Here is a 26,036-nt window from a genome sequence, read left to right on the forward strand (position 1 = left end):
GGTCGACATGCCCAAACGAGACGCTACCTCAGCCACCGGCAGACCTCGTTCGGTCACCTGCCTGACTGCTTCGATTTTGAATTCTTCGGGATAACGCGGATTGCTCATGGCACCTCCTAGTGGGCCGTATTATGAGGCCAGGAGGTGTCTACGAAACTAGGGGCGATTCAGTCCATCAGATCACGCACCTTGCTGGCGTCCCACACAAAAGGCCGCTGGATTTCCGGAATGGCGATCTCGCCAGACTTGACCCAGCTCAGCAGGGTTTCGATCAGGTGTTGGTTAACGGAGTACTTTTGCGAAGATATGCGCAATGTCCTTGTTTGATAGCTAAATTCAGTTGGTAAGCGCCGCTGGTATCTCAGTGTGCTACTGCTCTTGATACCCAACCATCATGTTGTAATGACCTAACTGGTCAGCCTTATCGAAAATATCCCGAAAGACACGCAGGTACGCCTCATTGGTTTGTTCGCCATGATTAACATAAAGGTCATCATGTATCGAATGAGAGCCATCATTGACCCATGAGAACAGCGACTGACAAATCAACTTGTCTCGCCCATCAAAAAGCGCACAAATATCATCTTTCCCCATGCCACCCCACATGGTGAAATAATTCTCCAAAATTCGGCGCAGTGTATTCTGAAGACTGACACTGGAAATATTTTCTGACTTTACGTCCTCCCACAGAAGCTCATAGGCAGAACGAATCGGATTAGTCAGGCATCGTTCAACAACAGAACTCTGCCGGAGCTTCTTTACCAGCCAGAAACTCTCATCTGGAAGAGTTCTATCGTCATGCCTTTTTCTGTTGTAGCTAATTTCTTTATGGAAGTAGACGTTGTGAGTCAGGATAAATACTTGCTTTATCTGAGAATTCTCGCCTCTTGCCTCTTCCATCACACCCTTAATCAGACTGCTCACGATGTAAAGAATGTCGCTATCCAGTGACGATATGGGGTCGTCAAACACAACAACTCTATTAGCTGTAATTCCGGAAGGGGTTTGAGCGCCCTTAATCAGATAGTAAAAATACAAGAATGTCATAAAGGTCTTCTCACCTTCGCTCAGTGAGCGACTTGCATCCTCACCGTTAGCACGGATGATTCGATAGTGATGACTTTCATCCGCCTCTCCTATTGAAAAAGAACTGAAACCGAACTTCTTCAACAAGTCGTTGATAGCAGCTACGGTAGGCTGAATGGATGTTGTTTGCTTTTCAAGCTCCTTTACTTGGTCCTGCAGCCGACGAAGAGCTACACTCTTATCTCGTAGACTTTGCTCCATACCTTCAATCGTTCGTTGAAGTAGATTTTTGCTTTTCTGATACTGCTGTAAATCATCCGACAGCTCATTCAATACATAGCGCCAGACTTGTACAATCAAAGTATACTTTTCAGTAGCAATGTTCGTTACTACTTGGTTGTGTTCGTTCGTTGCATCGTTGGCCTCAGCTAACAACGACTGCAGCTGAGTTAGCAATGGTTTGATCGCTTGCAGTTCAACCTTTCGGCTAGGCTCATCAATCTTCTTACTCAAAACGACCAGGTTACTTTTCAATCTTTCTGCAAGGGCCTGAGCCTCTGCATTAAACAGCTCCAGCTCCAAAAATGGGTTACGAGTTTCCACACAGTGCTGAATTGTAGCCAATAGCCGTTCGCTTGCATTCTGATAGCTTACTTGAAGCTGCCTTAACGATTGAACGTCGTCGTCATAGGCTTCGCTAAAAAATGCAGTGAGGTCATCCGAAAATTTTTTATCAGTTGACTGTTGGCAGAAAGGGCATATTTCGGGCTCTTGCTCGTGATACTGACGCCCCTGCTTGACCCAGTCGCTGTTGCCCAATCGATTGATAAGCGCCGCAATATCAACATCTTGATTACCGACAATTACTTTTTGCAGTAACGCATTTCCCTCTACGGACTCAAGGTCGGCAGCGGAAAGGGTCTCAAGTGGAACCACACGTTCAAGTTCACTTGAGAAAATAGTTTGAGATTTTTGTTTTAGCTCATCCAGCGACAGGAGCTCCGCCGTGTTGGATGCTTGTTCCAACAACACCTTCTCTTTGAATCGCTCTTTATTGCCCCGAACACTCGCTGCGGCGTAGGCTTCTTTGAAATAGGCGTCATGGAGTTCCTTTTGCTTCCAGCACTTATCCCTTAATATAGGCTCTAAATCTGAAAGCTCTTTTCGCTTGCCAGATTGACCATCCTCCCCATCCAGTTGCGTATTCAGGCTTGAAACTTGATCATTGATTCTATCCATTTCTGGACGTAATCGAGCTATTTCACGCTCGGCCTCAACCTGGTTCTCGCCCAAAGTAAAAACACCTTGCAGAGGCCCATCCTGGTTAAAATTACGATCAACAAAATCACGGTTATACACCATCCTTTCAAGCTCACGACCGCTTTGCCAAGATAGCTGGCAGTGTTCGTACCCTTGATCTCCGGCAATCACACGGCTAATAGTCGTTTTTCCCGTGCCATTCGCGCCGAAGATATAATTGATACGGCGGAGATCGTTGAGCCTTGCCAGATTCAGATAGGTCGCTACTGGCGGGGTGATCCGGATTTCATTGATCATGCTCTTTCCCTAGAGTTTGCCTGAAAAGGCTTTTTGGCTTAGCGACTCAAATAAACAGTCTCCCGCTCCCCTTGAAGAGACAGATACCTCAAGGGCTTCTTGAAGGGCCCAATAGATCCGCTTGAATTTCCCTTGAAGCTCCATATTCGGAAAAAACGCATCTGTTTCTTCGAATTTGGACTTTGAAATATTCAACATTGAGCCACTCGTGCCAGTAGCCTGAGATGTCAACCTTTCTTTAAATCTTGGCTGCCAAAGTAGATAGTTAAGGAACTCCGGCAGAAATTTCTTTTGATCGGTTTCAATCAACCATAGCTTGTCTGGCAGAAAAACATCCTCTACATCAGTCATAACAATACAACTTGCAGCCACCAACTCCCTTGTATTTGCTCGACTAAACAAAAGATCCCCTCTTTTGGGGAATAAAAGCTTCTTCCCGTCAGGGATCTGGTCAAGGGGAACGGTCTTATTCTCTTCTGGCTTGAAAACGCCACTTGTCACTGCACTAATTTTAAGGACGCCTTTCTCACCATCGCTGCAAGGACGGTTTTCACCAGACGCACTCCACCCCGAGGAGATTGACCTGATACCGGCAGAGAGCGGCTTCACGTCCCAACCCTTCGGATTGGTCACCGGGTCGCCGAACATGTCCAGAAACACGGCGCGGAGGAAGTCGTCGGCGAGCTGGATGGCTTGCTGGCGTTTGCGGCGGATGGCGTCGGCCTTGTCGAGGATGGCGGCGATGCGCTTTTGTTCGGGCAGGGGTGGGAGGGGGATTTCAATCTTTGTAAGTCCTTGCCCGGTTATTTGAGGTTGTGCCGAACCAGAAATGACGTCATCGAAACCGCGCCCCAACAGGTAGTAGTAGAGAAACCTAATATCTACCTTTTCTCTATCCAATTCATCCAAAGCCATTGCATTTCCATTAATGTAAGACTTTGGCTCAGATATGTGGACATTTCCGCAAGTAGCGCCACGGCAAGTGATCATCAAAGTCGGAAACTCGTGCGTGTAATCCGAGTAAAAGCCGATCTTCCCATTAGCGCCATAAACCGGATAACCCTCTTCAAGCAGATTGCTGGCGGATATAGTTTTCCACTGTCGAGGACGACATATGTCATGCAACTTAACCGCAGGCCAACTCACAGCATCCCCTCCAGCTGATCCAGATCCGCCAGAATCTCCCGCTCCAGCCCTTTCAGCCGTTGCAGAATCACCTTGGGGTCTTCGTACTGCTCCTGCTGGTACTCCACTTCCTTGTAGCGGTTGATGGAGAGGTCGTATTTGTTGGCGGCGATATCCTCAGCCGGCACGACAAAGGCCTTTTTGCGCTTGTCGCCGAACAGGGTATTGATGGTGCTGGCGCTGGCATTGCTTTCGACCATCTGCCGATATTTGTGCCACTGGGCAATGGCGTCGGGCAGGTCGTTGCTGCCCTCGCCTTTCAGCTCGGTGCGCTTGTCGTCCAGCGAGTAGCCATCGGCCTGCAGGTCATAGAACCACACACGCTCGGTGCTGCCGCCCTTGGTGAAAATCAGGATGGCGGTGCTGACGCCGGCGTAGGGTTTGAACACGCCGCTGGGCAGGCTGACGATGCCTTCGAGCTGGTTGTTGTCGAGCAGCTCCTGGCGCAACTGTTGGTGAGCCTTGGAGGAGCCGAACAGCACGCCGTCCGGCACGATTACCGCGGCGCGGCCACCCAGTTTGAGCGAGCGCAGGATATGCGCGACGAACAACAGCTCGGTCTTTTTGGTTTTGACCAGGCCAAGCACGTCGGGGTTGGTGTTGGTTTCGTCCAGACTGCCTTTGAACGGCGGGTTGGCCAGCACCACGTCGAAGAAGTTTTCTTCCTGCTCGGGGTAGTGCTCCTTGATCGATTTGCTCAGGGAGTCCTGATACAGGATGTTGGCGCCATGCACCCCGTGCAGCATCATGTTCATGCTGGAGACGCGCAGCATGGTGGTATCGAAGTCGAAGCCCCAGAACATGTGGCGGTTGATGTGCTCCCGGTACGGCTCCAGCAGGTCGCCGGTGTAATGTTTGTTGCCGTCTTCATCGGTAAAGATGCCGGCTTCGCTGGAGTGCTCGCGGTTAAGGTATTCCATGGTGCGGGCGAGGAAGCCAGCGGTGCCGCAGGACGGGTCACAGATGATGTCGGTGGGCTGCGGGGCAACCAGCTCTATCATCGCGTCGATGATGTGGCGCGGCGTGCGAAACTGGCCGTTGATGCCGGCGGTGGTGAGCTTGCTCAGCAGGTACTCGTAGATATCACCCTTTACGTCGCTCTGGGTCAGCGGCAGGTCGTTGACCATTTCCACAGCGGAGGTGAGCACCGACTCGTTCTTGATCTCCAGGTCGGCGTCCTGCATGTATTCGCCGATATGCCCAAGTGCTTGCAGTGCGCTGCCATCGTCCCCCAGACCGTCGGCCTGATCGGATTGTTTGCCGAGGCGGGCAAAATACGGATAAACCTTCTGCTTGAGGTGGCTGTGCAGCTCCTTGCCGCTCATGTTGCGGAAGTTCTTCCAGCGCAGCAGCTGGCCTTCCGGGGTATTGGGGAACAGCCGGTCGAAGGCCTTGCCGGTGCGGTTGGCCTTACGCTCGGCCACGTCTTCCTGCATGTCGAGCATGCGGGCGAACATCAGGTAGCTGATCTGTTCGATCACGGTCAGCGGGTTGGTGATGCCGCCGGTCCAGAACTTTTCCCAGAGCTTGTCGATATCGTTGCGGATTTTGCCAGTGAGCATGGGTGTTTCAATTGTCCTGTTGTGGTGTATCTGATTGGTATCGGGCGGCTGCTTCCTTCAGGCGCAGCACTCTTTCCCGTTCGCGCTCCAGTTCCCGGGCCAGTTCCTCTTCAGTGGGCAGGGCTGTGAGGTATTTGGAGGCGAACAATTGCTTGCTTTCGCTGAGCACGGAGTATTTGGCGACGGTGTTATTGCGCTCGCTGCACAGAATCAGCCCGATGGTCGGGTTGTCGTCGGGGCGGCGTTTGTGTTCTTCATACATGCGCACATACATGTCCATCTGGCCCACGTCCTGGTGGGTGAGCTTGTGCATTTTAAGGTCGATCAGCAAAAAGCATTTGAGATGAAAGTTGTAGAACACCAGATCGATGAAGTAGTCGCCGTCATCGGTGCGGATGCGTTGCTGGCGTTCGACGAAGGCAAAGCCCTTGCCCAGCTCCAACAGGAACTGCTGCAGGTTGGAGATGATGCCCTGTTCGAGGTCGCTTTCCTGCCAGGTTTTATCCGGCAGGTTGAGAAAGTCGAGGATGTAGGGGTCGCGCAGGTAATGTTTGGGATCATCCTGCAGCGGCTCGGTTTTCTCCTGTGCTTCCTGCTCGACAGTGGACTTGTCCTGGCTGGCGAGCAGGCGCTCGTAATACAGCGTGCCGATCTGGCGCTCCAGTGCGCGGACGCTCCAGTTCTCATCCGCCGCCTCATCCGCATACCACTGCCTGGCAGCAGGGTTCTCAATACGCATCAGGGTTCGATAGTGGCTCCAGCTCAAAACACTACGCAGTGTGTAGTGTTTTGGGAAAGTCAGGTAGAACTGCCGCATATTGCGCAGGTTGCCCACATCAAACCCTTTGCCAAACTCGGCCTGCAGGCGCTCTGACAACTGTTTGAGCTGCTGCTTGCCGTACTCTGCCCGCTGCTGCCCTTGCTGCTCCTGCTCTACAATCAAGCGGCCGATATGCCAGTAGGCCTGAACCATGTGCTGGTTGACCGCCTGCCTGACCTGCTGGCGGGCCTGGGCAATGACTTCTGCTATGGCCTGATAAAGCGTGCCCGGCACCAGATCCTTACTGGCCATGCTGAGCCTCCTGCTTGATGAATGGTTCAAGCACTGCAATCAGATCGCCGACGTCATCCGGCGTGAACACACCGTCGATGCCCTCATGGGAAATGCTGTCGAAGGGAGGCTCATAGAGTTTGTCGACAACGATGCTGCCGTGTTGGGCTATGTAGTTTTTCAGCAGGTTCATGAAACGCACCTGCTGGGCGGTGAGGTTCGGGTGCTGGTGCAGGAACTGCTTGAAGTGCTCTTCAATGGCTTCGGGGTCAAGGCCGATAATTTCCCGCACGGTGAGGTGCAGTTGATCAGCGGTGCGCCCGTAGAACTCATTGAGCACCTCCAGGCTGACGCCCGGATGACTGGTCAGGATGGTTGAGGTGAGCGTTTTCAGCTCCGGCTCGGCAATCGGCTCACCCTGGCGGATTTTCTGCAGGGTCGGGTTAGCAGCCAGCATGGCGTCAAGGATGTCCTTGAGCCGACGGCGGTAGATCATGGCTTCGTTGGCGCCAGCGATATACACCTGACGCTCATTGTTCTGGATGTTGCCATCACGGGTGCGCGTGCTGCCGATGTCGTAGCCGGGGCCCGTGCCGCTCTGGCGGTATTTCATGATGCTGCGCAACTCCTTGCGGGCATGCTCCAGCTTGGCAATGCTCGGCTGCTGCCAGAACGCAGCACTGCGTACTTCGGCAATCACTGCATCCTTCTGGCGCACGGCATTGATGTTCACTGCGAGCCTATCCAGCTCGGCCAGCAGTTCAGTCTTTCCGTCCTCGAAGCAACTGGCCTGCACTACCAGACAGCACTGAATACCGGCGATCAGCTTGTCGAAGGCCGTCGCGTGCTTGTCACGCAACACCCGGGCGGACATCAGCGGGGCAATGGTGTTGCTCAACAGGTGTTGGGTTTTGCTGTCGAGTGTCTTGAGCATCGGAGTTTGTTGCAGCTGGTGCACCACCCGCAGCTCGCGCTTGACCGCCACACTGGTGTCCGGCAGGTCATTGATGTCTGCCTGCAGCAACTCGACGGCCACATCAAAGGCATCAGCGCGGTTGGCCTTGAGCGCGGCCTGCGCCAGTTGCAGGCGCGCTTCGAAGGTGGTCTGCAGCAGCGATTTGCTGCCGGTGTCCTCCGGTTCCTTATATTCCTGCTCGAAGTAGTCGAAGTTGCCGTAGTGATCGAAAATGAGGAATTCGCTCTTGTGCTTGCCCGGCCCAAACAGATTGGGACGCAGGCGGGTGCCGCGGCCGATCATCTGCCAGAATTTGACCCAGCTCTTCACTGGTTTGGCAAAGACCAGATTGACTACCTCGGGTACGTCGATGCCGGTGTCGAGCATGTCCACCGAGATGGCGATACGGAAGTCGTTGTCCGGTTTCTTGAATTCCTTGATCAGTGTTTCCACATGCGGAATGGCGTTGTGGATCACCTTGCAGACCTTGCTGCCATATTGCGGATACAGTTTGCAGAACAGTTTTTCCAGGTGTTCGGCATGATCCTGGCGCTGGGCGAAGACGATGGTCTTGCCCACCAGTGAGCCAGTGTCATCCTTGATGCCATTATTGATCAGGTTCTCGAGGATGATGCGGTCGGTGTCTTCACTGAAGATCTTGCGGCCGATGTCCTTGCCGGCGATGGTGGTCTGCCGGGCTTCTTCCTCTCCCAGGTCCTCTTCCAGCTGACGTTGCTGTGCTTCGCTGAGCTGGCTGTAATGGATGCCGTCACGCAGAAAATCGGTGGTCAGGTCCTTGACCCGGAAGGGCACCAGATAGGGTGGCTCGTTGTTGATGGCCGCATCCAGCCCGAATTCAAAGGTCGGGTCGGTGGTTTCACAGTCGAACAGGTCGAAGGTATTGCGACTGATGAATTTAACCGGTGTCGCGGTCAGCCCGACCTGCATGGCATCGAAGTAATCAAACAGGTCGCGGTACTTGTTGTAGATGCTGCGATGGCTTTCGTCGGCGATGATCAGGTCGAAAAAGCCAACATCCAGCTGGGCAAAGCGGTTCATCATGCCCGGATAGGTGGCAATGAAGATGCGAGCGGTCTGATCCACCTTGCTGGTTTCACCAATGACACAACGCGGCTCGCTGGGGAGATTCTGCTTGAAGGCATCATCGGCTTGCACGCGCAGTTCCTTGCGATCACAGAGAAACAGCACGCGCTTGGCCCAGCCGGTACGCAGCAGTAATTCCGCCAGGGCGATGGCAACACGGGTCTTGCCGGTACCGGTGGCCTGAATGATCAGCGCCTTGCGCCGCTGGCTCTGGAAGTGCGCGGCGACAGTCTTGATTGCTTCGATCTGGTAGGGCCGATCGGCAATGCTCAACTGCGGGTTGTGCTTTTCCAGCGCCTGGACCCGATATTGGCGCTGGTAAATCAGGTATTCCAGGCTGTCCTTGCTGTAGAGGCCGTACACCGGGCGATAGGTGTTGTACTGGGTATCGTCCCAGATGAAGGTTTCATAGCCGTTGCTGTAGAAAATCACTGGGCGCTGCATGCCCATGCGTTCAAAACCATCGGCATACATGCGCGCCTGTTCACGCCCGGCCTGCAGGCTGGCGTTGCCAGATTTCTTGGCTTCGATAACGGCCAGTGGCTGGCCGTTATCGCCCCACAGCACATAGTCGGCGCGGCCTTTACCGGACGGGTTATCCGGGAAATCCACCTCGACTTCATGCCCCACCTGCGCGGGGTTAGCCACATCCCAGCCGGCCTGCAGCAGCATCGCATCAATCAATAGGGTTCGGGTCTTGGCTTCATTCCACTGCAGGCTGTCGGCTACCTGCTGGCTCTCGCGCTGGCGTTTCTGCTGATCGGGCCGGGCCGGTGGCTCGAGCATTTCGATATTGCGCGTACGCTGCTGTTCCAGCTCGGCAATCACCTGCTGCAGGGCTTCCTGCTTTTGGTTCAGTTCTTTTTCGTAAGCGGATACCGACTGCTGCAACCCCTTGATGGCCGCCGTGGGGTCGGCAACCTCAACAAACTCGGGAATGGTGTCGTGCTGCACACCGTAGTATTTGACGGCCATATACATGGCCAGCTGGTGCGCTGTCTTCAATGCCAACTGGGCATTGCGCAGGTCGCCTTCCGCACCATGGGCGGCGTCATTGCCCTGGATACGCAAAAAATTGATCTGATGGATCAGCGATTTGCTCACGCAGTCGGCAAATACCGGACTTTTCACTAGATCGTAAAAGCTGGCCTGGGGCAGACGTGGAAGCGTCTCTTCCTTGTAGATGGTTTTGGTCAGCTCTTCGGCAAAGCTGCGCAACCGGGTCAACGCGCTGCCGGGGTCGACATGCAGTACCGCTTCGGCCAGCCCGCCAAGATTGGCCAGCACTTCATTGCCGGGGCGCAGAAATTCAAAATTCACTGATGTCATAAAGGCTATTGTGTCCATGCTGGTTGAACAGCGAAGATCGTGCCAACACTATTCAATGCCGTACTTCTCCATCCAGTTAGTCAGCGTTTGCTGGCTTTTCAGACCCAGTAATTTGGCTGCCCGGGTCTTGTTACCTGCTGTCTGCTGCAGTGCCTGCTCTAGGTAAGGGCGCACAAATTCGGAAAGTAACACTTGTATATCAACACCTTGCGCAACATCTACCTGAACCTTACGATCTCCTCTGGCAGGCATAGCAAACACGGCGCCGGTCATGTCCTGATGCTCGATAGTATCACCTTGACACCAAAGCGCAGCCCGTAAAAGCGTCGCCTGCAACTCACGGACATTGCCTGGCCAGGAGTGCTGAAGCACAAGTTTCTTTGCTTCGGCAGAAATTTTCTTACCGGCCAGAGCAGCGTCCTGCCTGCCGATTACATCCAGCAGCGCCTCGCACAGCAGCAGCAAGTCACCCTCCCGTTCTCGCAGAGGCAGCAGATGCAGCACCCCTACCGCAACCCGGTAAAATAAATCTTCACGAAAACGCCCTTCCGCCACATCAACCATCAGATTGCGGTGGGTTGCGGCAATCAGTCGCACATCCACCCGCTGCTCTACCGACGCACCCACAGGTGTGCATACACCTTCCTGCAACACTCTCAGTAGCCGGACCTGAACATCCGCCGTCAGCTCACCAAACTCGTCAAGGAAAAGGGTGCCGCCATCCGCCTGCTGAAACACGCCTAGCCGGTCTGCAATGGCACCGGTAAAGGCACCCTTTTTATGGCCAAACAGGGTCGAGTCGATCAGCTCGGAGGGTATTGCACCGCAGTTCACCGCGATAAAGGGCTTGGCCGCACGCGGACCGGCATTGTGGATAGCCCTGGCGAACAGCTCCTTGCCTGTACCGGTTTCACCATAGATCAGCACGGGCACCAGCTTGTGCGCTAGCACTTCGGCCTGCTGCTTGAGCAACAGCATGGATTTATTGCGCGTGATGATGTTGTCGAAGGCCGCGTTTACCGGAGCAGCCTGTATGACCATGTTGTTCAGACTGCTGGTACTGATCTCTGCAGCGGCCGGCACATACTCAGCAGCGATCTCAAAGGGTATGTCGACCTGTTGAACGCCCTGTTCCAGCGACGATTGGTAATAGGTGGCGGGGTAGCGCGTCTTGCCCAGCAGAATCCATACCGCCTGCATCGCCGGCGTACCCGGACTGAGCAAAATGGCCAATGGCTCACCGCTGCTCTGCAGCCTGCGCAAATGACGCTCTGCAGCCTGATAAATCTCGGCAAAGTTGACCGGTGAACTCAGGGGTTCGTGGTAAACATTCAGCGGCGTTTCGGTATTCTCCGCCAGCCAGGCGCGGTAGCTATCCAACTGGTCTGACGGATAGGAGCAAAGCAGTTCAGCCCTGGCAAAGCTGTCAGCACGCAATGTAGAAAGCACCGGACCAGGCAGGCCACCAGCCAGCGCCTTGAGGTCATTCCCGCCAATCCAGCTCACCAGAATCGGCAACTGCTTTTTCACCATCCATGCCCCCAAACAGCCACTCTTGTCTGTCCACTACACAAGCCAACAGAACTGCTTAGTGCTCAGCTCACTACAACCTGAAAAGCTCAGCCATCACAACGCAGTTTATGCCATTCAATTGCTACGGCCTTGGTCATCAAGGTCACTGACTCGCTCGCTAGGAACGTATTCAACCAAGTCTTCTATCTTGCAATCAAAGTAACGGCACAGCCCATCAATATGCTCAGTACTGGTGCTGAATCCCCGCCGATTGATCATCTTCGACAAGGTTACCCGGTGGATGCCGGCACCCTCCGCCACTTCCGCGATGGTAATGCGGCGCCCCTCCTCAAACTCCCTGCGGGCGATCATTTCTTTGATCTTGAAACGAAGCATATTGGCTACATCCGTTACTTATATTTTTCAAATGTTAGCAATTGGCTGCAAAAAAAGCTTGCCTAACGAACCCGTCGAAGCTATACATATACATATGTAGCCAATTAGCTACATATGAAGCCCAAGGAGAACGTTATGACTACTCAATACCTAACCACCGACGAGCTTGCAGCTCGCATCAAATATGACGCCAGAACAATTCGCGACCGACTCAAGGATAGCGTTTTGCTTGAGGGCGTTCACTACATCCGACCCTTTGGTGGGCGCAAAATTCTTTATATCTGGGAAGCCATTGAGCGAGACATGGGCGGCACATCCAACAGCCCTCTTGCCATCCCCATGGCCAACGGAGGTGTCATGCATGGCTAGTATCCGTGTACGAGAACAGACAGGAAAACTGTTCTTCGATTTCCGTTACCGTAACAAACGATGCCGTGAGCAAACGGCCCTGGATGACACACCTACCAACCGGCGCAAGCTGGAAGGGATTTTGAAAAAGATCGAGGCTGAAATCACTCTGGGGACGTTCGAGTACGCCCGGTATTTTCCGGGCAGCAAAAATGCTCAGAAATTTGTTGAAGCTGCAGCCGTTCAGTTGCAATACAAGCACCACGCAACACCGCTATTCAGCGACTTTGCTGATACCTGGTTTTCTGAAATGCAGGCTCAGTGGCGGCGCTCACACATTGATACGGTGGCAACCACCTTGCGCGCCTATTTGAAGCCAGAGTTTGGTGAGAAGGAGGTCGGCTCCATCACCAAGGCAGAGATTTTGTCTTTCCGTTCCCAGCTCGCCAAAGTCAGAAACGGTAAAGACAAACCCCTGTCAGCAGAGCGAATCAACCACATCATGACGCCTTTGCGCATGATCCTTAACGAAGCAGCCGACCGCTATGAGTTTACCTCACCTTATCAGGGCATCAAATCGCTAAAAGTACCGCGGACTGACGTAGAGCCGTTCACCGTCGATGAGGTCAAGCTGATCCTGCAAACGGTGCGAGCCGATTTTAAAAACTACTACACCGTGCGCTTTCTGACCGGAATGCGTACCGGTGAGATTGATGGATTGCAGTGGCAGTTCGTCGACTTTGAACGCCGACAAATCCTGGTACGCCAGGCACTGGTCAGAGACGAGCTGGTTTACACCAAAAATGATGGATCATTCCGCACCATTGATATGTCCGGTCCAGTCTATGAGGCACTGCAGGAACAGCGTAAAGCAACCGGGAAATTCGAGTATGTGTTCTGTACCCGAAACGGTAAGCCTGTCGCTCACCGCAACATCACCCAACGGGTGTGGTACCCCTTATTGCGGCACCTGGGGCTACGTAAACGGCGCCCCTATCAAACCCGCCATACCGCAGCAACGCTTTGGCTGGCAGCAGGCGAATCGCCGGAATGGATTGCCCGCCAGATGGGGCATACCACCACCGAAATGCTGTTCCGCGTTTATTCCCGTTATGTGCCCAACCTGACCAGAAGAGATGGCTCTGCCATGGAACGCTTGCTGGTGAATGAATTTAACCAGGCTGGCCATGCCGACGCTCAGGAGAAAGAACATGCTTAAGATATCCGATCACACCTGCCGCCGCCTTGCCCGTGCCATCCAATTCGCTCTGCGAATCCCTGAGGGGGATGCACTGGTCTTTTTGATTGGGCGCGGCCACGAAGCATCCAACCTGGATGCGCTGGAGACCTGGGTGTCTGAAACACTGCCACAGCTGGAGGAAGAGTGTGGCAAAGCGGTACTGCCCTATTTGCTCGATCGCCTGGAAAGCACTATGGATCAGTGGGGGGCAGCCTGATGAACAACTCAGTGCCATCCACCTATTCAAATAAAGATGCAGATGCCTTTTGGTTGACTGGCTGCCTGGAAACTCAACAGGCCTATCAGGTATCGCCTCTAAAATCCTGTATTTTCCTCGTTTTGGAAAACCTTGCAGGACGCCATGAGGTTCTAGCAGCCCTGGATAACCACCCGGGGTCATGGCCAACCAATGGATTAGTAGCCGTCTCAATGCTCGTCACTGCCCATGGGGGCTTTTTGACCGTTGAAGATCAGAAGCTATTAACAACGCATGCTTTTCAATCACTCAGCCATCTACCCGCCAGCAAAGTGGGCTCAATCACGACCGTGATGGACGTTGAGCGGTGGATAGACAGCTGCCCATACCCAACGCTGCAACGCTTCGCCTATCAGGTACTTGGAGAGCCCAATATTGGCTGTCGATTTTTTAGCTACCCAGCGAGCGCTAACCACCACCACTGCTATCCGGGTGGGTTGGCTGAGCACAGTCTGGAGGTGGCTCAGTCAGTCTATGCCGTAAGCAGCAGCTTCTCTGAGCATGAGCGCTGGCTGGCCGCGCTCGCTGGCCTGCTCCATGACCTCGGCAAGGTACGAAGCATGCAGCCAGATGGGCGACGAACAGAAACTGGATATTTGGTGAGTCACGAGCTGCTGGGATATGAGCTGGCTATTCCGGCCCTCAACACGCTGGAAAAAGAATGGCCAGACGGCGCCAATGGGCTTCGCTACCTGTTTGAGTGGCTGATCAAGCCAAAGCAGCAACGACCAGTATTGCCCGTTGCCCTGGCCATCAAGCAGGCAGACATCATGAGTGCTGCCGCCAATAACCGGCAAAAAGTCTTCAGTGATAAGCCTGTCTGGCAGACCTTTGCCCGATGCGATGGACCTGGCCCTGAAAGTACCTTCTGGCTGCCAAGGCCACCGCACGCTGACTAAGGGAGGTCAATGCTGCCATGGTTTTACGTCAGCCGCGAGCTTGACTTGGGCGAAAGCCATGCCAGTATAAATACTGATTATCCATACAGCTTTATGGCGAAAGGTAAGCCTTTAGCCCGCTATCAGTTTCCTATCGGAGCTTAATATGCCCACTCTCAATGAAATGACTAACCTGCTGTTCGGCGATGGAGAGCCAATGCAGGGCGCCACCTTCACGCTGGAAGAGGCGATTGAACAAGCCAAGACCTATGCCACGCACAAGCCCTTCAGGATTGTCCGTGACTGGATATGGGCTGATCTGGATGTGGGCGAGAAAATCGCCCTGGATCTGGAGTCACGAGGTATCAACCCGGTGATGGTCTATGCGCATGAGGTCATGTACGACAGCACTTCGCGCTTCGAGCCCGGCAATTGGGTAAGGACCACACCTCTTATACGGTTTACTCCACCTGGCTTTTTTGAAACCCGAAACACGGTCTATGTCTTGATAGGTGAAGGCAAACGTAAAACAACATCGCTGGACGCCATTATGAGCATTCACTGACCCAGCCAACGGCATGCGTTTGGAGGGTGCAGACATTGAAGCGGGTAATGACAGCTGATGGAAGGCTGCCCTGCCCGCTGTACTGAGACCCTCATTCTTACCCACTAGGGCCTATCAGTAAGGAGCCAGAACCATGGAAATTCGTGATGGATTGTCGGCATCAATTCAAGCAGATTTTGAAAAGTCGCTTGGTGAGGTGCCCCGTCTGCTGGAAAGCCTGGATGACCCATCTAGCAAAGATCTACTGGCAGACATTGCCGCCACAGAAGCTCTTGCACTTAGCCTGCTGGTGTTTGGCAGTACGGCAAAAGCAAAGCACTACCTGCAAAAATCCAACACTCGTCTTGCTGGCATGACCCCACTGCACGGCATCCAAACCGGCGCCAATGCGCGAGATCGTGTCATCGCTGATCTGATCAGGCTGATAGAAGGCTATGTTTTCTGAGCAGGCGCGGAGTATTACGGTCTGTATTTAAATAACTCACATAAAGAGCAGCATGCAGATGGTTACGCAAGAAAATGACCTGCCAGGCGAGAACGAGAGCCACATGATTGGCTTGCGTGCGGCGATTACAATCCTCAAGGGTTGGAAAGCCACCCGGAGCCAAATTCAGAAAATATTGGGCATTTCCAGCTACGCTCTGGACCGAGTCACCGCCGGAAATGCTCCATCCAAGCTGGATGGCGAGCAGGCTGAGCGCATCAGCATGGTGCTGAACATCCACGCCGCCATGCGCACGCTTTTTGAAAATCCAGCAAACGTATACGGTTTTATGAGACGCCCCAACGACAATGATTTTTTTAACGGCCGCGCACCGCTCGATGTTATTGCTTAGGGCCGCCTGCAGGACCTTGTCGAAACGCATCGGCGCATCGAAAGCCTTAGCAATGGCACTTGGTGAGGTGTCCATGACAACGGCACCGCAGCTTGCTTCACGACAAGTACGTGAATGCGATAAGTCGCGAGCCCCAATAACAAGGGCAAGAATACTGCCATTGCAACTCCGAGGCTTGTCGGTTCCATTAGCAGCATAAACGCAATACCCGCGGCTGCTGTGAGAAAAGCCACATAGTTGAAAGTTTTCTCAAGGGTGCTGCAGTCGATGGTCACTGAAGGCCCCTTAGTCCGTGAACTGATTTATTGGAAACCAAACCTCAAATACGCGCTGGCTCGCCAAAAGCAGCAGCCTGCCATGCGCATCATTGCTGACAAAGTAACGCACAGGAGAGACCCCATGAAAATCAGCGAGACACAAAACGTTCCGGTCACTACCGATGTGCTCTGTGATGTATGCGGCACATCCACCACAAAACCTGGTACGCCTGCGCAGTTTGGTGTGCTGTCAGCCCACTGGGGCTATGGTTCGCAGCATGATGGTGAACGGTATGAGGTGCACCTGTGCGAGGGCTGCTTTTTCAGCACCCTGTCGGGACTGCGACGTCAGCGGATGGTTGAGCATTTGTTCGACGAAGTATCCGATCAGACGATCAAAGCTGACGCACCGTTCGGTCTGGTTGAACGTGACAACTATTTCAAGGACTGAGTGAAACCACGCCACAGCAACCCTCAGCCATACGGAAAACCGTCCAGACTCAACAGCCGTGCAAAAGCCGCTCTCGCAGCCGTTGTGCTGTCTGTTCGCAGGACAAACCCAGTGCGGGATCAGCATGAATCAGTTGAGGCAGCTTCTCGTCGGGCCAGCCTCGGGCATCATCATCGATGGCCAGCCAGTCACAGGGTGAGTTCATTCGGGCCAGATAGGCCTGAATCTGCTCGTAGCGTGTCTGTAGATCCCAAAGCGTTGCTGCTCCGGACTCGCCGATTTTCATTTTTGAGTGCCAGGTGGCGCCAACCACCAAACCTCTTAAGCTTTCCGGCAAAGCATTGCAGGCACGCCTGAATCCGAGATGACGCGCCCAACTCGTTGACAGGACAATCCGCACATCAGCGCCCTCAATCGCTGACAGCAAGTGTGGTACCCACATGAAAAGCTCACCCGGTCCACGCAGCACCGGACGCCCGCGCTTCAGGTAGACCTCGTCAGGGTGCAGCACCCCGTCATAGTCCAGGAACAACAGCATGAGTCCTCCTACCATAAATACTTCGTCCGAGCTGTGAATGTCATGCACACCCTTGCCTCGCTCCGCTGATGGGCTTGTCTGAACGGTAAGCCCTTTTTCCGGTAACCGGCATTGATTAGCAGCAGAGCCGTCGGAACCACTACCGTGAGCCTAGAAAGGACTAGCCAGATCCAGCACTATCGGTGGGTTAATCGGCTGGTATTGCTCGTCACAGGTGCTGGCATTAACCAGGGTGAGCGGTCCGCGCTGGTAGCTGCCGTACCCTTCATGAATATGCCCAAAGATATGAGCTTTGAGGGGCAGCCTGTCAATACGCTGCAACAGCTCAGTACACCCAACATTTCTGGGCCCCAACCCCAGCACAACCTCATCTCCGATCCCCCTCGGCGGGCCGTGGGTGATCAGCACATCCGTGTTGTCAGGGATGCGCGACCAGGCATCGTACAGCGGCTGGCCCGGGTCCAGCATGAATGCCCAGTTCCAGAAGGTGGGAGTCCAGGGCGAGCCCCAGAAACGAATGCCTTCAATTTCAACGCCACTGTCCTCAAGGTAAATCGCGTGACTGAGCGCCTCGCGTGCCTGCTCCGGGCTGTCCTGGAATGCCCAGTCGTGGTTGCCGGCGATGACAATCTTGTACCTGTGGGTCAGTGTACCCAGCCAGTCATTGAGCTCCTCAACATTATCCAGCGTGCCCTGCCCCAGGCTGTCACCAGCGTGGATCAGCACATCGCCATCTGGAATGTGCTGGATGCTGCGATGCATGCTATGTGTGTCGGAGATACAAACGAGTTTCATCGGCTTGTCTGTGGTGCATTGTGAGTTGCAGTATCGGTCGGCTGGCTGAGTAGTTCATCCAGTAGCGACCAGTCCAGAAATGGCAGTAAGCGTGCGATATTCCTGGCGTCATCAACCCCGCGGTGGGGCTGGCCGTCAAATTCCAGCTCATGATGAGCCAGTGCATGGGCAAGGCTGGTTTTCTTGCGCTGCCTGGTGGTACGTCGCCAGAGCTTCTTCAAGTTCAGGTGCGGCAGGCTCAGCAGTTGTGAACCGGCACTGTTGAGGGCGCATTGTGCTGTCAGCTGGTTAAGATCGTAGTTACCCCAGCTGCACCAGAGTGCATCCGCTGCGACGTCGTTCAGCCAAGCGTTCATCTGGACAACAGCATCTGCAAGCGGTGGTGCGTTATCAACCATGGCTTGCGTGATATGCGTCAGTTCAATGCAGAACTCACTGAGCACGGGTTGGCGTTGGGGTCGCACCATGAAGGAGCGCGTATCCAGCACAGTGCCATGCTGGTTGCTCAGCGCACAGCCAATCTCGATGATTTCCATCGTGTGAATGCTTTGTGACGCGCCTTCTGGCGTGCTGGCATCCCAGCAGGTCGCTTCGAGATCAACCACGAGAATTGGCGAATTATTTTCCTGCATTGGCATTAGCCTTGCCTTTAGTTAGATAGCCAATAAACAAGCATTCAAGAAGACCGCTTTGCCTAAAAATTGAGCCGTCAATGGGGCTTGGCGCAAGCCACCACAACACCCGCAGCCTCACAGAACACCCCTATCATGCGATCCTGCAGTTAAAGGTGCTGGGTGGCAGCTTTCGGCCAATTGCGGACACTGAAATTTGGGCGGCAGACGAACTCTCGCCAAGCCGACGACGTGAAACCTGCTTATGAACGCTATCGCAGCGGCTTAATGCGCTCTTAGAGAGGCCGGCCGGCTGGGCGATCACTGCTTCGGGGCGGTTCACCATGCAATGACGCCCCTCGGCTTTTCTAGCCCCACGTGCTCCTCGCCAAAGGATCCGTCAGGGCCTACCAAACACCAGCTTTTCACGAATCAAGTTGAACAACTCCGCCTGGTAAACGGCGTCATCTAGGGCATCATGGTTGCCCGAGCTTTCAGGATTCACTACCTTCTCAATTTCGCTTGATCGGGTCGATGTCCAAGTGCATTCGGAGGTACCAAAGTACATCGACTTAATGTCGAGCGCTGCGATTCCGAAGGGGTTTTCACCCAAGAACAGATGGAAGTAATAGTTCACGAAGCTCCAGTCGAACGAAGCGTTAAACCCTACGAACACTACCCTTTGATCGGCATCAGCTAATGACTCTACCCAGGACCTGAATTGCGCCATAGCCTCACCAGGTTCCAAGCCCTCTTCGCGAAGTCTCTGAAGTGACAACCCTGTGACCTCAAGGGCAGCCGGCACAAACTCCTGAGATATAGGCTTCAGAAAGCAGGAGAACTGCTCAGCTGGGTTCGACGCCACACACGCGCCGATAGAAAGCATGCTGTACTTGCCTGGGATCGGGCCAGATGCTTCGATGTCGACTGATACGAAAATTTCTTTGTCGGCTTTCATAAATACTCCGTTTTAGCTGATTTCCGCATGGCAACAGCAGTCTTCAGAACCAGTCACCACAACAGCGGGAAAGATCATCATGTACTAGGTAAAGAGGACTGCAGGTCAACTCGAGGCGTCGCCAGAAAGCCCAACCACACGACCAGAATATTTACTTATCTTCCATAACCGGTGATGGCTTCATCTCCAGTATTGAATCGGTCAGATCTTTGAAGCTCAGCGGACGATTCGGAAAGGCTTTGGCCATCGCCGTTGGGTACAGGCGAGTCCGAATATCGGAGTAAGTCCATGCTGGCTGCCCATTACTCTCACCAGTGACGGTTGCCAAGTCAGTTAGTTGCTTCTCCGTGAGCTCCATACCTGCCAGATCCATGCTGAACAGCTCTTTGCGCTCAGCAGCATCTGGACGGGTGAACTCTTCAACGATGGCAGCACGACGGCGCAGAGCTGCGTCAAGTACGGAAAGACGGTTGGTGCATAAGATCACAACGATCCGTCCGCCATATTTGCGCAACTCATCCACGCCTTGGATCAGCGTGTTCACAGCCACTTTATCCTCGTGGTGGCTCTGGCTCTGCGAACGGGAGGCTGCGATAGAGTCACCCTCGTCGATGATGAGAATCGCCCGGCGCTTTTTGCCGGCAGCTTCGGCAACCTCCGCAAATGCCTGGGTCAAAAGCGTGCCCATTTCGCCGACCTTGCCGGAGCCGCGAACTCGGTTACTCAGCTTGAACAACACCGAATCTTCAGCGCGAGAATCACGTACGATACGGTTAGCGATGCACTCCGCTGTCGCAGTTTTTCCGGTGCCGACGTCCCCGTGGAAAATCACAAGAGGATACTGGTCGGCAACTAGATTGCAGATCGGTAGCACGCTTTTATGGTGCACCTTGCTCCACTCGGACAACTGGCCCTGGTTCAGCAGCAACTGAAGCTGGTTTTTCACGCGCTCGTAGCGGCCGCTGAAGCCAAGCAACACCTTCTCGCGCTCAGTCAGCTGGGCTTCCGGCAATTCAATTGCAGAGTCAAATACGCTGTTGTTGCTCATCGGGTGTAGTCCTTTCGTTCCATGCCATAGCCGTTGCTGGAGTATTCGCGACCACCGCTCTGAGTGAGCTGGGAGTGGCTGATGTCGTCGTAAGAGGTCGTCCAGTTGATTTTTAACTTGCCAGCCATTTTGTCACGAGCTTGCTGGGTATAGCTGTCGTTGTAGGACAGAACGATCCGCAGGTGCGGGTTCGACACTTTGGGCCAGCGAGCATCACCAGGACGCTGGTTGGCCAGGGCGCCGGACTCGTTCACGTAGTACCGTGTCGCCTTCTGTTCGACCCCATTGCTCAGCAGGGTAAGGTCTGCGAACTTCAGATACCCGTTTTTGGCCAGCAGCTCGATGTCGTAGGCCCATTCCTTGGCCTTGGCTTCAGTCACTGCTTCGCTACTAGAGGCGATCATCAAGAGGTCGGCAGTAATCCGGCGAACGACTGACTCAATGTCAGTGGTGGTGTACGTTGTCGTTTGCGTAGCGCTGTAGGTCATGCTGCATCCTCGACTTTGAAGCCCTTGCCGAACAGTTCTTTCCAGAGATTGAAGTCATCTTCCACCGATGCGAAATGAGCGGTTTCCCAGGACTCTTCTGCGAGCTGGACGATCTCTTTGCACTCGTCCGCTGTGATTCGGCTGGCGACGTTGTTGGTGTCACAGACCGGATCAATGATCACGACGGTATCGGAGAATTCGGGCACATTGCCGTTCTCTGGGAACTTGATGACTTCCTTGAGCCCCGACTCAGCGATGTAGAGGAGGAAGTCACGGAAACGCTTCTCTAGCGATCCTTCCTTTCCGTTCACTTCAAGCACATGAGCCATGATGAGTTCAATGTGGAAGGACTTGAGAGGTACCTCTTTCCAGGTACGCCACCGCTTGGCCATCCGCACCAAGGTACGGAAGTCCGGATCTTGATCTTTGCGATCCTTCATGAACTTCACTTGGCACGGAGCGCAGGTTTCAGTCTTCGAGCCATCAATACGGTCAAACTGCCAGCCGTAGTCTTCCTTGTTCGGGTTCTCGATGACCGGAACAATGTCGACCTCCAGCCCGGTACCTACGAAGGTGACCTTAGCTGCCTTGCGCTGGATTTCGAAGTCTTCGACAGACTTGTTCGGGTACAGCTTGACCAGCGCGTCGTAGATTTTCTGGCTAAGGGTCGCAAAGGTCTCTTCATCCACCTTCTGGCCGCTGATATAGAAAACCACGTCAATGTCAGCAGAGTTTTGAGCGTTGGGGCGCAGGATGGTGTGCTTGGCAAAAGAGCCGGCCTTTACCTCCTTCTTGATGGTGATTTTGTCCTGCTTCTTCAGGCTGACCTTCAGTGCTGCAATCAGCCGGTCGACTTGGGCGTTGTAGGTCTCCCGTTTGTCCTTCGGAAGGCGCAGCACATTACTGTCGTAATACTTGATCTGAGTGTTGGTGAGTGGCATGGGCCATCCCCTCCTAAAATATTGTGTTAGTAGCAAAGCATCCCTACCAGCAGCTACACCACATGCAGAGCGATGAGATGGCGCGGCGGCTCGATCACTAGGCCCGAATCACCTTTACGTTTCGCCGCACTTCAACCCTCTCCGAAACATCTAAAGAATCCGTCCGGGAAATTGCGATCGGCCGTTCGCTAGCGTATTATTACTATACGCATATTTTTTAGATGCAGTCTAGTTTTTATACGCTATCGAGGTTCGATCATGACAAACGAGTCCAAACCCACAGACGACCAACCCACCAGCAAGGGACGGCAAGGTGCGCGTTGGGGCCAGGAACGTCGGTTGGAATTCATCGACTATCGATTGCGGTGGGATGGTCAGATCAACCGAAGCAGCCTCACTGAATTCTTCGGAATCTCTGTACCCCAGGCGTCATTGGATATCACCGAGTACACAAAACTCGCCGAAAGCAACCTTGAATACGACACCCGGGCCAGAGTCTACCGGGCGACCGATTCGTTTAAGGCTGTCTTCCCCTCTAGCGCAGTTGAGCGGTACCTAGAAGATCTGCTTCGCGTCGCCGTGCAGTCAGAGGTTCCTTATGGCAGTTTCCTGAACTGGCAATCCCCTGTCGCTGCTGTACCCAAGCTGGGTCGTCGCCTGAACGCGGACATCGTTGGGGAAATCCTCCGCGCGATTCGCGAGAAGGAATATGTCGAGGTCTTCTACCAATCCATGAACGACCCTGAAGGTGGGGAGCGGCGGCTGTCTCCCCACGCATTGGTGCATGACGGGAACCGCTGGCACGTCCGGGCCTACTGCCACAAACGTAAGGACTTTCGGGACTTTTCTCTAACCCGTATCAAGCACTGCAAATATGGTGGTCAAGATCGCGACCGAGCTTATGAGGACTACGCCTGGCACACGATTGTGGACGTTGTTCTCATTCCTCATCCGGGCCTCACACCCTCCCAGCGCAATTTGATCGAGGCCGACTTTCTGATGGAGAACGGTGAGATGCACGTCAAATGCCGGCAAGCCCTCCTCGTGTATCTCCTGTTCCAGCTCAACCTGAATGAAGATCAGGCTGACCAGAGGCCCGAAGTCATCCAGCTCGCACTCAAGAACAAGAATGAGATCAAGGCGCTATTCCAGTATTAACCCCTAGAGAAATCAGCCAACACTCAACACCTCAGCTACCGGAATTGTCACGATGGCAAAGCTTGAAAATGAATTCATTCTGATTGCGGGCAGCATCTCCAAGAAGACAGAGAAGGCCTCGATCGATCTCGCGCACGACTTCACTCGTGCGTTAACCAAGAGCGTCTTGGCGGCTCAGGGCGGACTAGTTGTCTACCTAGCAGGTCAGCCAGTCAATGAAAGCGGCGATGCATTGACCTTCGACTGGACGGTGGCCTACGAGGCTGAGAAGCTGCTGGCTGAGTACGCCCCAGCTCATCAGTTAAAGATCGTCACCTCGCAGCTGGCCATGCGGGAAAAAATGACCCTTGAACAACGGACATTGATCCGCCGTCTTGCCGCCGAGAACTATGCACAAATCGTCTACATCGAAGACGACCTGGTCACCGGCGGGAACATTGGTGATGAGCAAGTTGAGGTGGCCACGGCAATGATTGCCCTAGGCGGTGGCAAGGGCGTATCCGACCGAGCTCGTAAACTTCGCAAGCGTCAGCTTCCCGTTCTGCCGTTTGACCTGCAGCTTGGGGGCTTCAGCGAAGATGGCGAGGGGGCGCTCGGCCTTCGCGCCAATTTCTTCAAGGATCCTTCCGCGATGTTCTTCTTCACCGGCGAGCAAGTTAAGGGACGCCTGGACAGCATGTCCCTTCAGGAGCCTCTGTACAGCCTAGACAAGCTGGCAGACCTTTCAGTTGGACTGTTCCAGGCAGAAATCGAGGCCAAGGAGGAGGCACGCTCTCCAGATCTCCTAGTCATCACGGCTATCCCCATTGAGCTAACCGCCGCGAAGAAAGTATTCGGTATTGGCGAGGATGTACCTGCACGCTACTCCAAGAATGGCATTCATTTCTGGCCCGTAACCATCCAGCGAGCGGACGGCCCTCTATCATGTGTCGTTGCCTCTCTTGGCAACGCTGGCAACGTCAACGCAAGCACCGTCACTACCCTTCTGTTGTCAGACCTGAACCCCCAGAAGGTGCTGATGATGGGGATCGCGGGCGGACGTCGTAAAAAGCTCAGCCTCGGCGAAGTCATTCTGTCCGAACGCGTCGTGTACTACGAAGGTGGGGCAGCACACGCCGGGGGCCAGATTGCGCTTCGGCCAGAGATGCAACGTCCAAAACTTTCCACCCAGCAAGATCTCAATGCTTATTTTGCAACCGCATCGTTACCTGACCGCCTGCAAGAGCGCGCCGAGAAGCTGGGCTTCGCGATCCCGGTAGAGTCCCAGGCTGGGGAAGTTGCAGCGAAGCTCATGGTGTCTCCGGCAACAGTCGCCTCAGGCGAATTGCTCATTCGTGATCCAGAAGTTTTCGAAAGCTTCCAAAGTATTCATGAAAAAGCACTGGTTGCTGAGATGGAGGCCTATGGAGTATTCGATGCATGCGAAAAGCAGAACGTGCCCGTCTTGGTCGTCCGAGGAATCAGCGATTACGGAGACACGACTAAGGACAATACCTTCCACAGGGTAGCGTCCGAGGCTGCAGCCATTGTGACCCTTGATTACGCCACACACGGGTGGAGCCGAATATCTACTTGATAACTGGCTCTTGTGTAAGAAGCCAACATTCATTGGATCGCCAGGGATTTTTGAAGGCGCAAGATGACCGCTTCTGGCCGACTCCTGACAATCAGCTTTGACTCAGATTAAGTGGGTATACAAGGTTCGAGTGGCCACGCCCGCGTGCGTGGCCACCCTAGCCTTACATCTTCGTAAAAACGACGGCGACGCAAAGAACCAGTACAACAGCGGTTACTGGTGCAAGGCCAGCAGTGCAGAGCACTCCAACCACGCTACCGAACGCCGCAAGGCGCAAATGTAAAGCTGCTGAACCAGCTTGTTCGAAATTACCCAAGGGCAACCCTCCCTAGCTGTTCTCCCAGTCTCATAAAGCAGTTGGCGGGGAGGTTCAAACTGTGCTGCCGGCTTCCTGTTTACCGGTTGCCCGGGCTTTCCAGCGAGGGTGGCGGCAGCGACCCAACTGGACAGACCAAATTTGCCCGAATACGCGATTTTCCGTAAGGAGATTGGCTTCGATCCATCGGATCTAAGAACCGAATATCGGGAAAATGGCATATGCAGTTCTTCGTCGTGGATAGGTCGAAGTATTCGACTGCGTATCGTTAGCACATTAAATGGTAATCCCCCCATTTTTAGTGCTCGCCAGAAGTAGAGGTCAGGCCACGAGAGCCAACTTCTGTTTGGGGGTGATGCCGCCCAGGGCCATGTTTGGCCGTTCGTGATTGTATATCCATACCCAGCGCGTTGCATGCTCCTGCACCTCGGCGATGGACTCGAACAAGTAATGCCCCAGCCAGTCGTAACGCACCGTGCGGTTGTAGCGCTCGACGTAGGCATTCTGCTGTGGATTACCGGGCTGGATATGCTCTAGTCGAATGCCGTGCTTTTCCGCCCATAGCACGAGCTTGCTGCTGATGTATTCCGGGCCATTGTCGCTGCGGATAACTTGGGGCTTGCCACGCCACTCGATCACTTGATCCAGTGCGCGCACCACCCGCTCTGCCGGCAATGACAGGTCGATATCCATGGTCAGGGCCTCGCGGTTGAAGTCGTCGATCAGGTTGAACAGGCGGAAGCTGCGACCGTCGGCCAACTGATCGTGCATGAAGTCCATCGACCAGCAGTGGTTGATTGCCTCCGGCACAGCCAGTGGCTCGGGCTTCTCTCGCACGATGCGCTTGCGCGGCTTGATCCGCAGGTTCAACTCCAGCTCCCGATATATCCGATACACCCGTTTGTGATTCCAGCGATAACCTTTCACGTTACGCAGATACAGGAAGCACAGGCCGAAACCCCAGTTGCGTTGGTTATGTGTGAGTCGGATTAGGTGATCGGCGATCTCGGCATTTTCTTCCGACAACCGTGGCTGGTAGCGATAGCAGGTCGTGCTGATGCCAAACGACACACACGCCAGTTTGATGCTGACCTTGCCT

27 protein-coding genes are annotated in these 26,036 nt (G+C 54.1%); 9 read left to right on the forward strand and 18 right to left on the reverse strand.

Going from position 1 to position 26,036, the window contains the following annotated elements:
- From AC13EY_RS09690 to AC13EY_RS09730, 9 genes are all read right to left on the reverse strand, one after another.
- The coding region (locus tag AC13EY_RS09690; RefSeq protein WP_482876296.1) for a transposase at positions 1-108 on the reverse strand (108 nt) is incomplete at its 3' end.
- Positions 109-167: 59 nt separating this feature from the next.
- On the reverse strand, positions 168-314 hold the full coding sequence (locus AC13EY_RS09695; protein WP_233048766.1) for a DUF262 domain-containing protein: 147 nt from the start codon (positions 312-314) through the stop codon (positions 168-170).
- Between the two features lie 55 nt (positions 315-369).
- Entirely contained in the window at positions 370-2,583 is a 2,214-nt protein-coding gene (locus AC13EY_RS09700) for an AAA family ATPase (RefSeq protein WP_233048765.1), read from the reverse strand.
- Positions 2,584-2,592: 9 nt separating this feature from the next.
- Positions 2,593-3,729, reverse strand: coding sequence for a restriction endonuclease subunit S (locus AC13EY_RS09705; RefSeq protein ID WP_233048764.1), 1,137 nt, complete (start codon positions 3,727-3,729; stop codon positions 2,593-2,595).
- On the reverse strand, positions 3,726-5,330 hold the full coding sequence (locus AC13EY_RS09710) for a type I restriction-modification system subunit M (protein ID WP_233048763.1): 1,605 nt from the start codon (positions 5,328-5,330) through the stop codon (positions 3,726-3,728). Before AC13EY_RS09710 ends, AC13EY_RS09705 begins: the two co-directional genes overlap by 4 nt.
- Before the next feature lie 7 nt (positions 5,331-5,337).
- Positions 5,338-6,402, reverse strand: a complete 1,065-nt coding sequence (locus tag AC13EY_RS09715; protein ID WP_233048762.1) for a PDDEXK nuclease domain-containing protein — start codon at positions 6,400-6,402, stop codon at positions 5,338-5,340.
- The gene (locus tag AC13EY_RS09720; RefSeq protein WP_482876355.1) at positions 6,392-9,769 is read right to left on the reverse strand and encodes a DEAD/DEAH box helicase family protein; all 3,378 of its coding nucleotides are present in this window, start codon (positions 9,767-9,769) and stop codon (positions 6,392-6,394) included. Before AC13EY_RS09720 ends, AC13EY_RS09715 begins: the two co-directional genes overlap by 11 nt.
- 48 nt (positions 9,770-9,817) lie before the next feature.
- The gene (locus AC13EY_RS09725) at positions 9,818-11,314 is read right to left on the reverse strand and encodes a sigma-54 interaction domain-containing protein (protein ID WP_482876353.1); all 1,497 of its coding nucleotides are present in this window, start codon (positions 11,312-11,314) and stop codon (positions 9,818-9,820) included.
- A gap of 102 nt (positions 11,315-11,416) precedes the next feature.
- Positions 11,417-11,677 (reverse strand): helix-turn-helix domain-containing protein, encoded by a 261-nt coding sequence (locus AC13EY_RS09730; protein ID WP_163982094.1) that lies wholly within the window; start codon positions 11,675-11,677, stop codon positions 11,417-11,419.
- Positions 11,678-11,812: 135 nt separating this feature from the next.
- On the opposite strand from AC13EY_RS09730, the gene AC13EY_RS09735 reads away from it, so the two are divergent.
- The 6 genes from AC13EY_RS09735 to AC13EY_RS09760 all read left to right on the forward strand — a co-directional run bounded on the left by AC13EY_RS09735 (position 11,813) and on the right by AC13EY_RS09760 (position 15,409).
- Positions 11,813-12,046 (forward strand): hypothetical protein, encoded by a 234-nt coding sequence (locus AC13EY_RS09735; RefSeq protein ID WP_163982093.1) that lies wholly within the window; start codon positions 11,813-11,815, stop codon positions 12,044-12,046.
- Positions 12,039-13,244 (forward strand): Arm DNA-binding domain-containing protein, encoded by a 1,206-nt coding sequence (locus AC13EY_RS09740; protein WP_482876350.1) that lies wholly within the window; start codon positions 12,039-12,041, stop codon positions 13,242-13,244. The genes AC13EY_RS09735 and AC13EY_RS09740 overlap by 8 nt, the downstream gene beginning before the upstream one ends.
- A complete protein-coding gene (locus AC13EY_RS09745) occupies positions 13,237-13,482 on the forward strand; it encodes a hypothetical protein (RefSeq protein WP_482876348.1) in 246 nt (81 codons plus the stop codon). The genes AC13EY_RS09740 and AC13EY_RS09745 overlap by 8 nt, the downstream gene beginning before the upstream one ends.
- A complete protein-coding gene (locus tag AC13EY_RS09750; RefSeq protein WP_482876346.1) occupies positions 13,482-14,420 on the forward strand; it encodes an HD domain-containing protein in 939 nt (312 codons plus the stop codon). Before AC13EY_RS09745 ends, AC13EY_RS09750 begins: the two co-directional genes overlap by 1 nt.
- A 145-nt stretch (positions 14,421-14,565) precedes the next feature.
- The gene (locus AC13EY_RS09755) at positions 14,566-14,964 is read left to right on the forward strand and encodes a DUF6957 family protein (protein ID WP_425221462.1); all 399 of its coding nucleotides are present in this window, start codon (positions 14,566-14,568) and stop codon (positions 14,962-14,964) included.
- A 133-nt stretch (positions 14,965-15,097) separates the two neighbouring features.
- The gene (locus AC13EY_RS09760; RefSeq protein ID WP_233048755.1) at positions 15,098-15,409 is read left to right on the forward strand and encodes a hypothetical protein; all 312 of its coding nucleotides are present in this window, start codon (positions 15,098-15,100) and stop codon (positions 15,407-15,409) included.
- Here AC13EY_RS09760 and AC13EY_RS09765 read toward each other — a convergent pair.
- Positions 15,381-15,875, reverse strand: a complete 495-nt coding sequence (locus AC13EY_RS09765; RefSeq protein ID WP_482876345.1) for a hypothetical protein — start codon at positions 15,873-15,875, stop codon at positions 15,381-15,383. The genes AC13EY_RS09760 and AC13EY_RS09765 overlap by 29 nt on opposite strands.
- 192 nt (positions 15,876-16,067) lie before the next feature.
- Here AC13EY_RS09765 and AC13EY_RS09770 point away from each other — a divergent pair, with 192 nt between their 5' ends.
- The gene (locus tag AC13EY_RS09770) at positions 16,068-16,508 is read left to right on the forward strand and encodes a hypothetical protein (RefSeq protein WP_373315015.1); all 441 of its coding nucleotides are present in this window, start codon (positions 16,068-16,070) and stop codon (positions 16,506-16,508) included.
- Positions 16,509-16,557: 49 nt separating this feature from the next.
- On the opposite strand, the gene AC13EY_RS09775 is transcribed toward AC13EY_RS09770, so the two are convergent.
- From AC13EY_RS09775 to AC13EY_RS09805, 7 genes are all read right to left on the reverse strand, one after another.
- Complete coding sequence (locus tag AC13EY_RS09775) at positions 16,558-17,046, reverse strand: HAD domain-containing protein (RefSeq protein ID WP_482876344.1); 489 nt, start codon at positions 17,044-17,046, stop codon at positions 16,558-16,560.
- Positions 17,047-17,196: 150 nt separating this feature from the next.
- Positions 17,197-17,841, reverse strand: a complete 645-nt coding sequence (locus AC13EY_RS09780) for a metallophosphatase domain-containing protein (protein WP_233048752.1) — start codon at positions 17,839-17,841, stop codon at positions 17,197-17,199.
- On the reverse strand, positions 17,838-18,479 hold the full coding sequence (locus AC13EY_RS09785) for a 3'-5' exonuclease (protein WP_482876342.1): 642 nt from the start codon (positions 18,477-18,479) through the stop codon (positions 17,838-17,840). The genes AC13EY_RS09780 and AC13EY_RS09785 overlap by 4 nt, the downstream gene beginning before the upstream one ends.
- 373 nt (positions 18,480-18,852) lie before the next feature.
- Entirely contained in the window at positions 18,853-19,410 is a 558-nt protein-coding gene (locus AC13EY_RS09790) for a 3'-5' exonuclease (RefSeq protein ID WP_417764809.1), read from the reverse strand.
- Between the two features lie 151 nt (positions 19,411-19,561).
- Entirely contained in the window at positions 19,562-20,458 is an 897-nt protein-coding gene (locus tag AC13EY_RS09795; RefSeq protein WP_417764810.1) for an AAA family ATPase, read from the reverse strand.
- On the reverse strand, positions 20,455-20,946 hold the full coding sequence (locus tag AC13EY_RS09800) for an HORMA-1 domain-containing protein (RefSeq protein WP_417764811.1): 492 nt from the start codon (positions 20,944-20,946) through the stop codon (positions 20,455-20,457). Before AC13EY_RS09800 ends, AC13EY_RS09795 begins: the two co-directional genes overlap by 4 nt.
- Positions 20,943-21,887 (reverse strand): CBASS oligonucleotide cyclase, encoded by a 945-nt coding sequence (locus tag AC13EY_RS09805; RefSeq protein ID WP_482876339.1) that lies wholly within the window; start codon positions 21,885-21,887, stop codon positions 20,943-20,945. The genes AC13EY_RS09800 and AC13EY_RS09805 overlap by 4 nt, the downstream gene beginning before the upstream one ends.
- A gap of 339 nt (positions 21,888-22,226) precedes the next feature.
- Here AC13EY_RS09805 and AC13EY_RS09810 point away from each other — a divergent pair, with 339 nt between their 5' ends.
- Together AC13EY_RS09810 and AC13EY_RS09815 are read left to right on the forward strand one after the other, a co-directional pair.
- Complete coding sequence (locus AC13EY_RS09810; RefSeq protein WP_417764813.1) at positions 22,227-23,045, forward strand: helix-turn-helix transcriptional regulator; 819 nt, start codon at positions 22,227-22,229, stop codon at positions 23,043-23,045.
- A 52-nt stretch (positions 23,046-23,097) separates the two neighbouring features.
- A complete protein-coding gene (locus tag AC13EY_RS09815) occupies positions 23,098-24,621 on the forward strand; it encodes a phosphorylase family protein (protein WP_417764814.1) in 1,524 nt (507 codons plus the stop codon).
- A 637-nt stretch (positions 24,622-25,258) separates the two neighbouring features.
- On the opposite strand, the gene AC13EY_RS09820 is transcribed toward AC13EY_RS09815, so the two are convergent.
- A partial coding sequence (locus AC13EY_RS09820; protein ID WP_482890412.1) for an IS3 family transposase occupies positions 25,259-26,036 on the reverse strand: 778 nt, incomplete at its 5' end.

The organism is Halopseudomonas sp. L-58, from assembly GCF_056859475.1.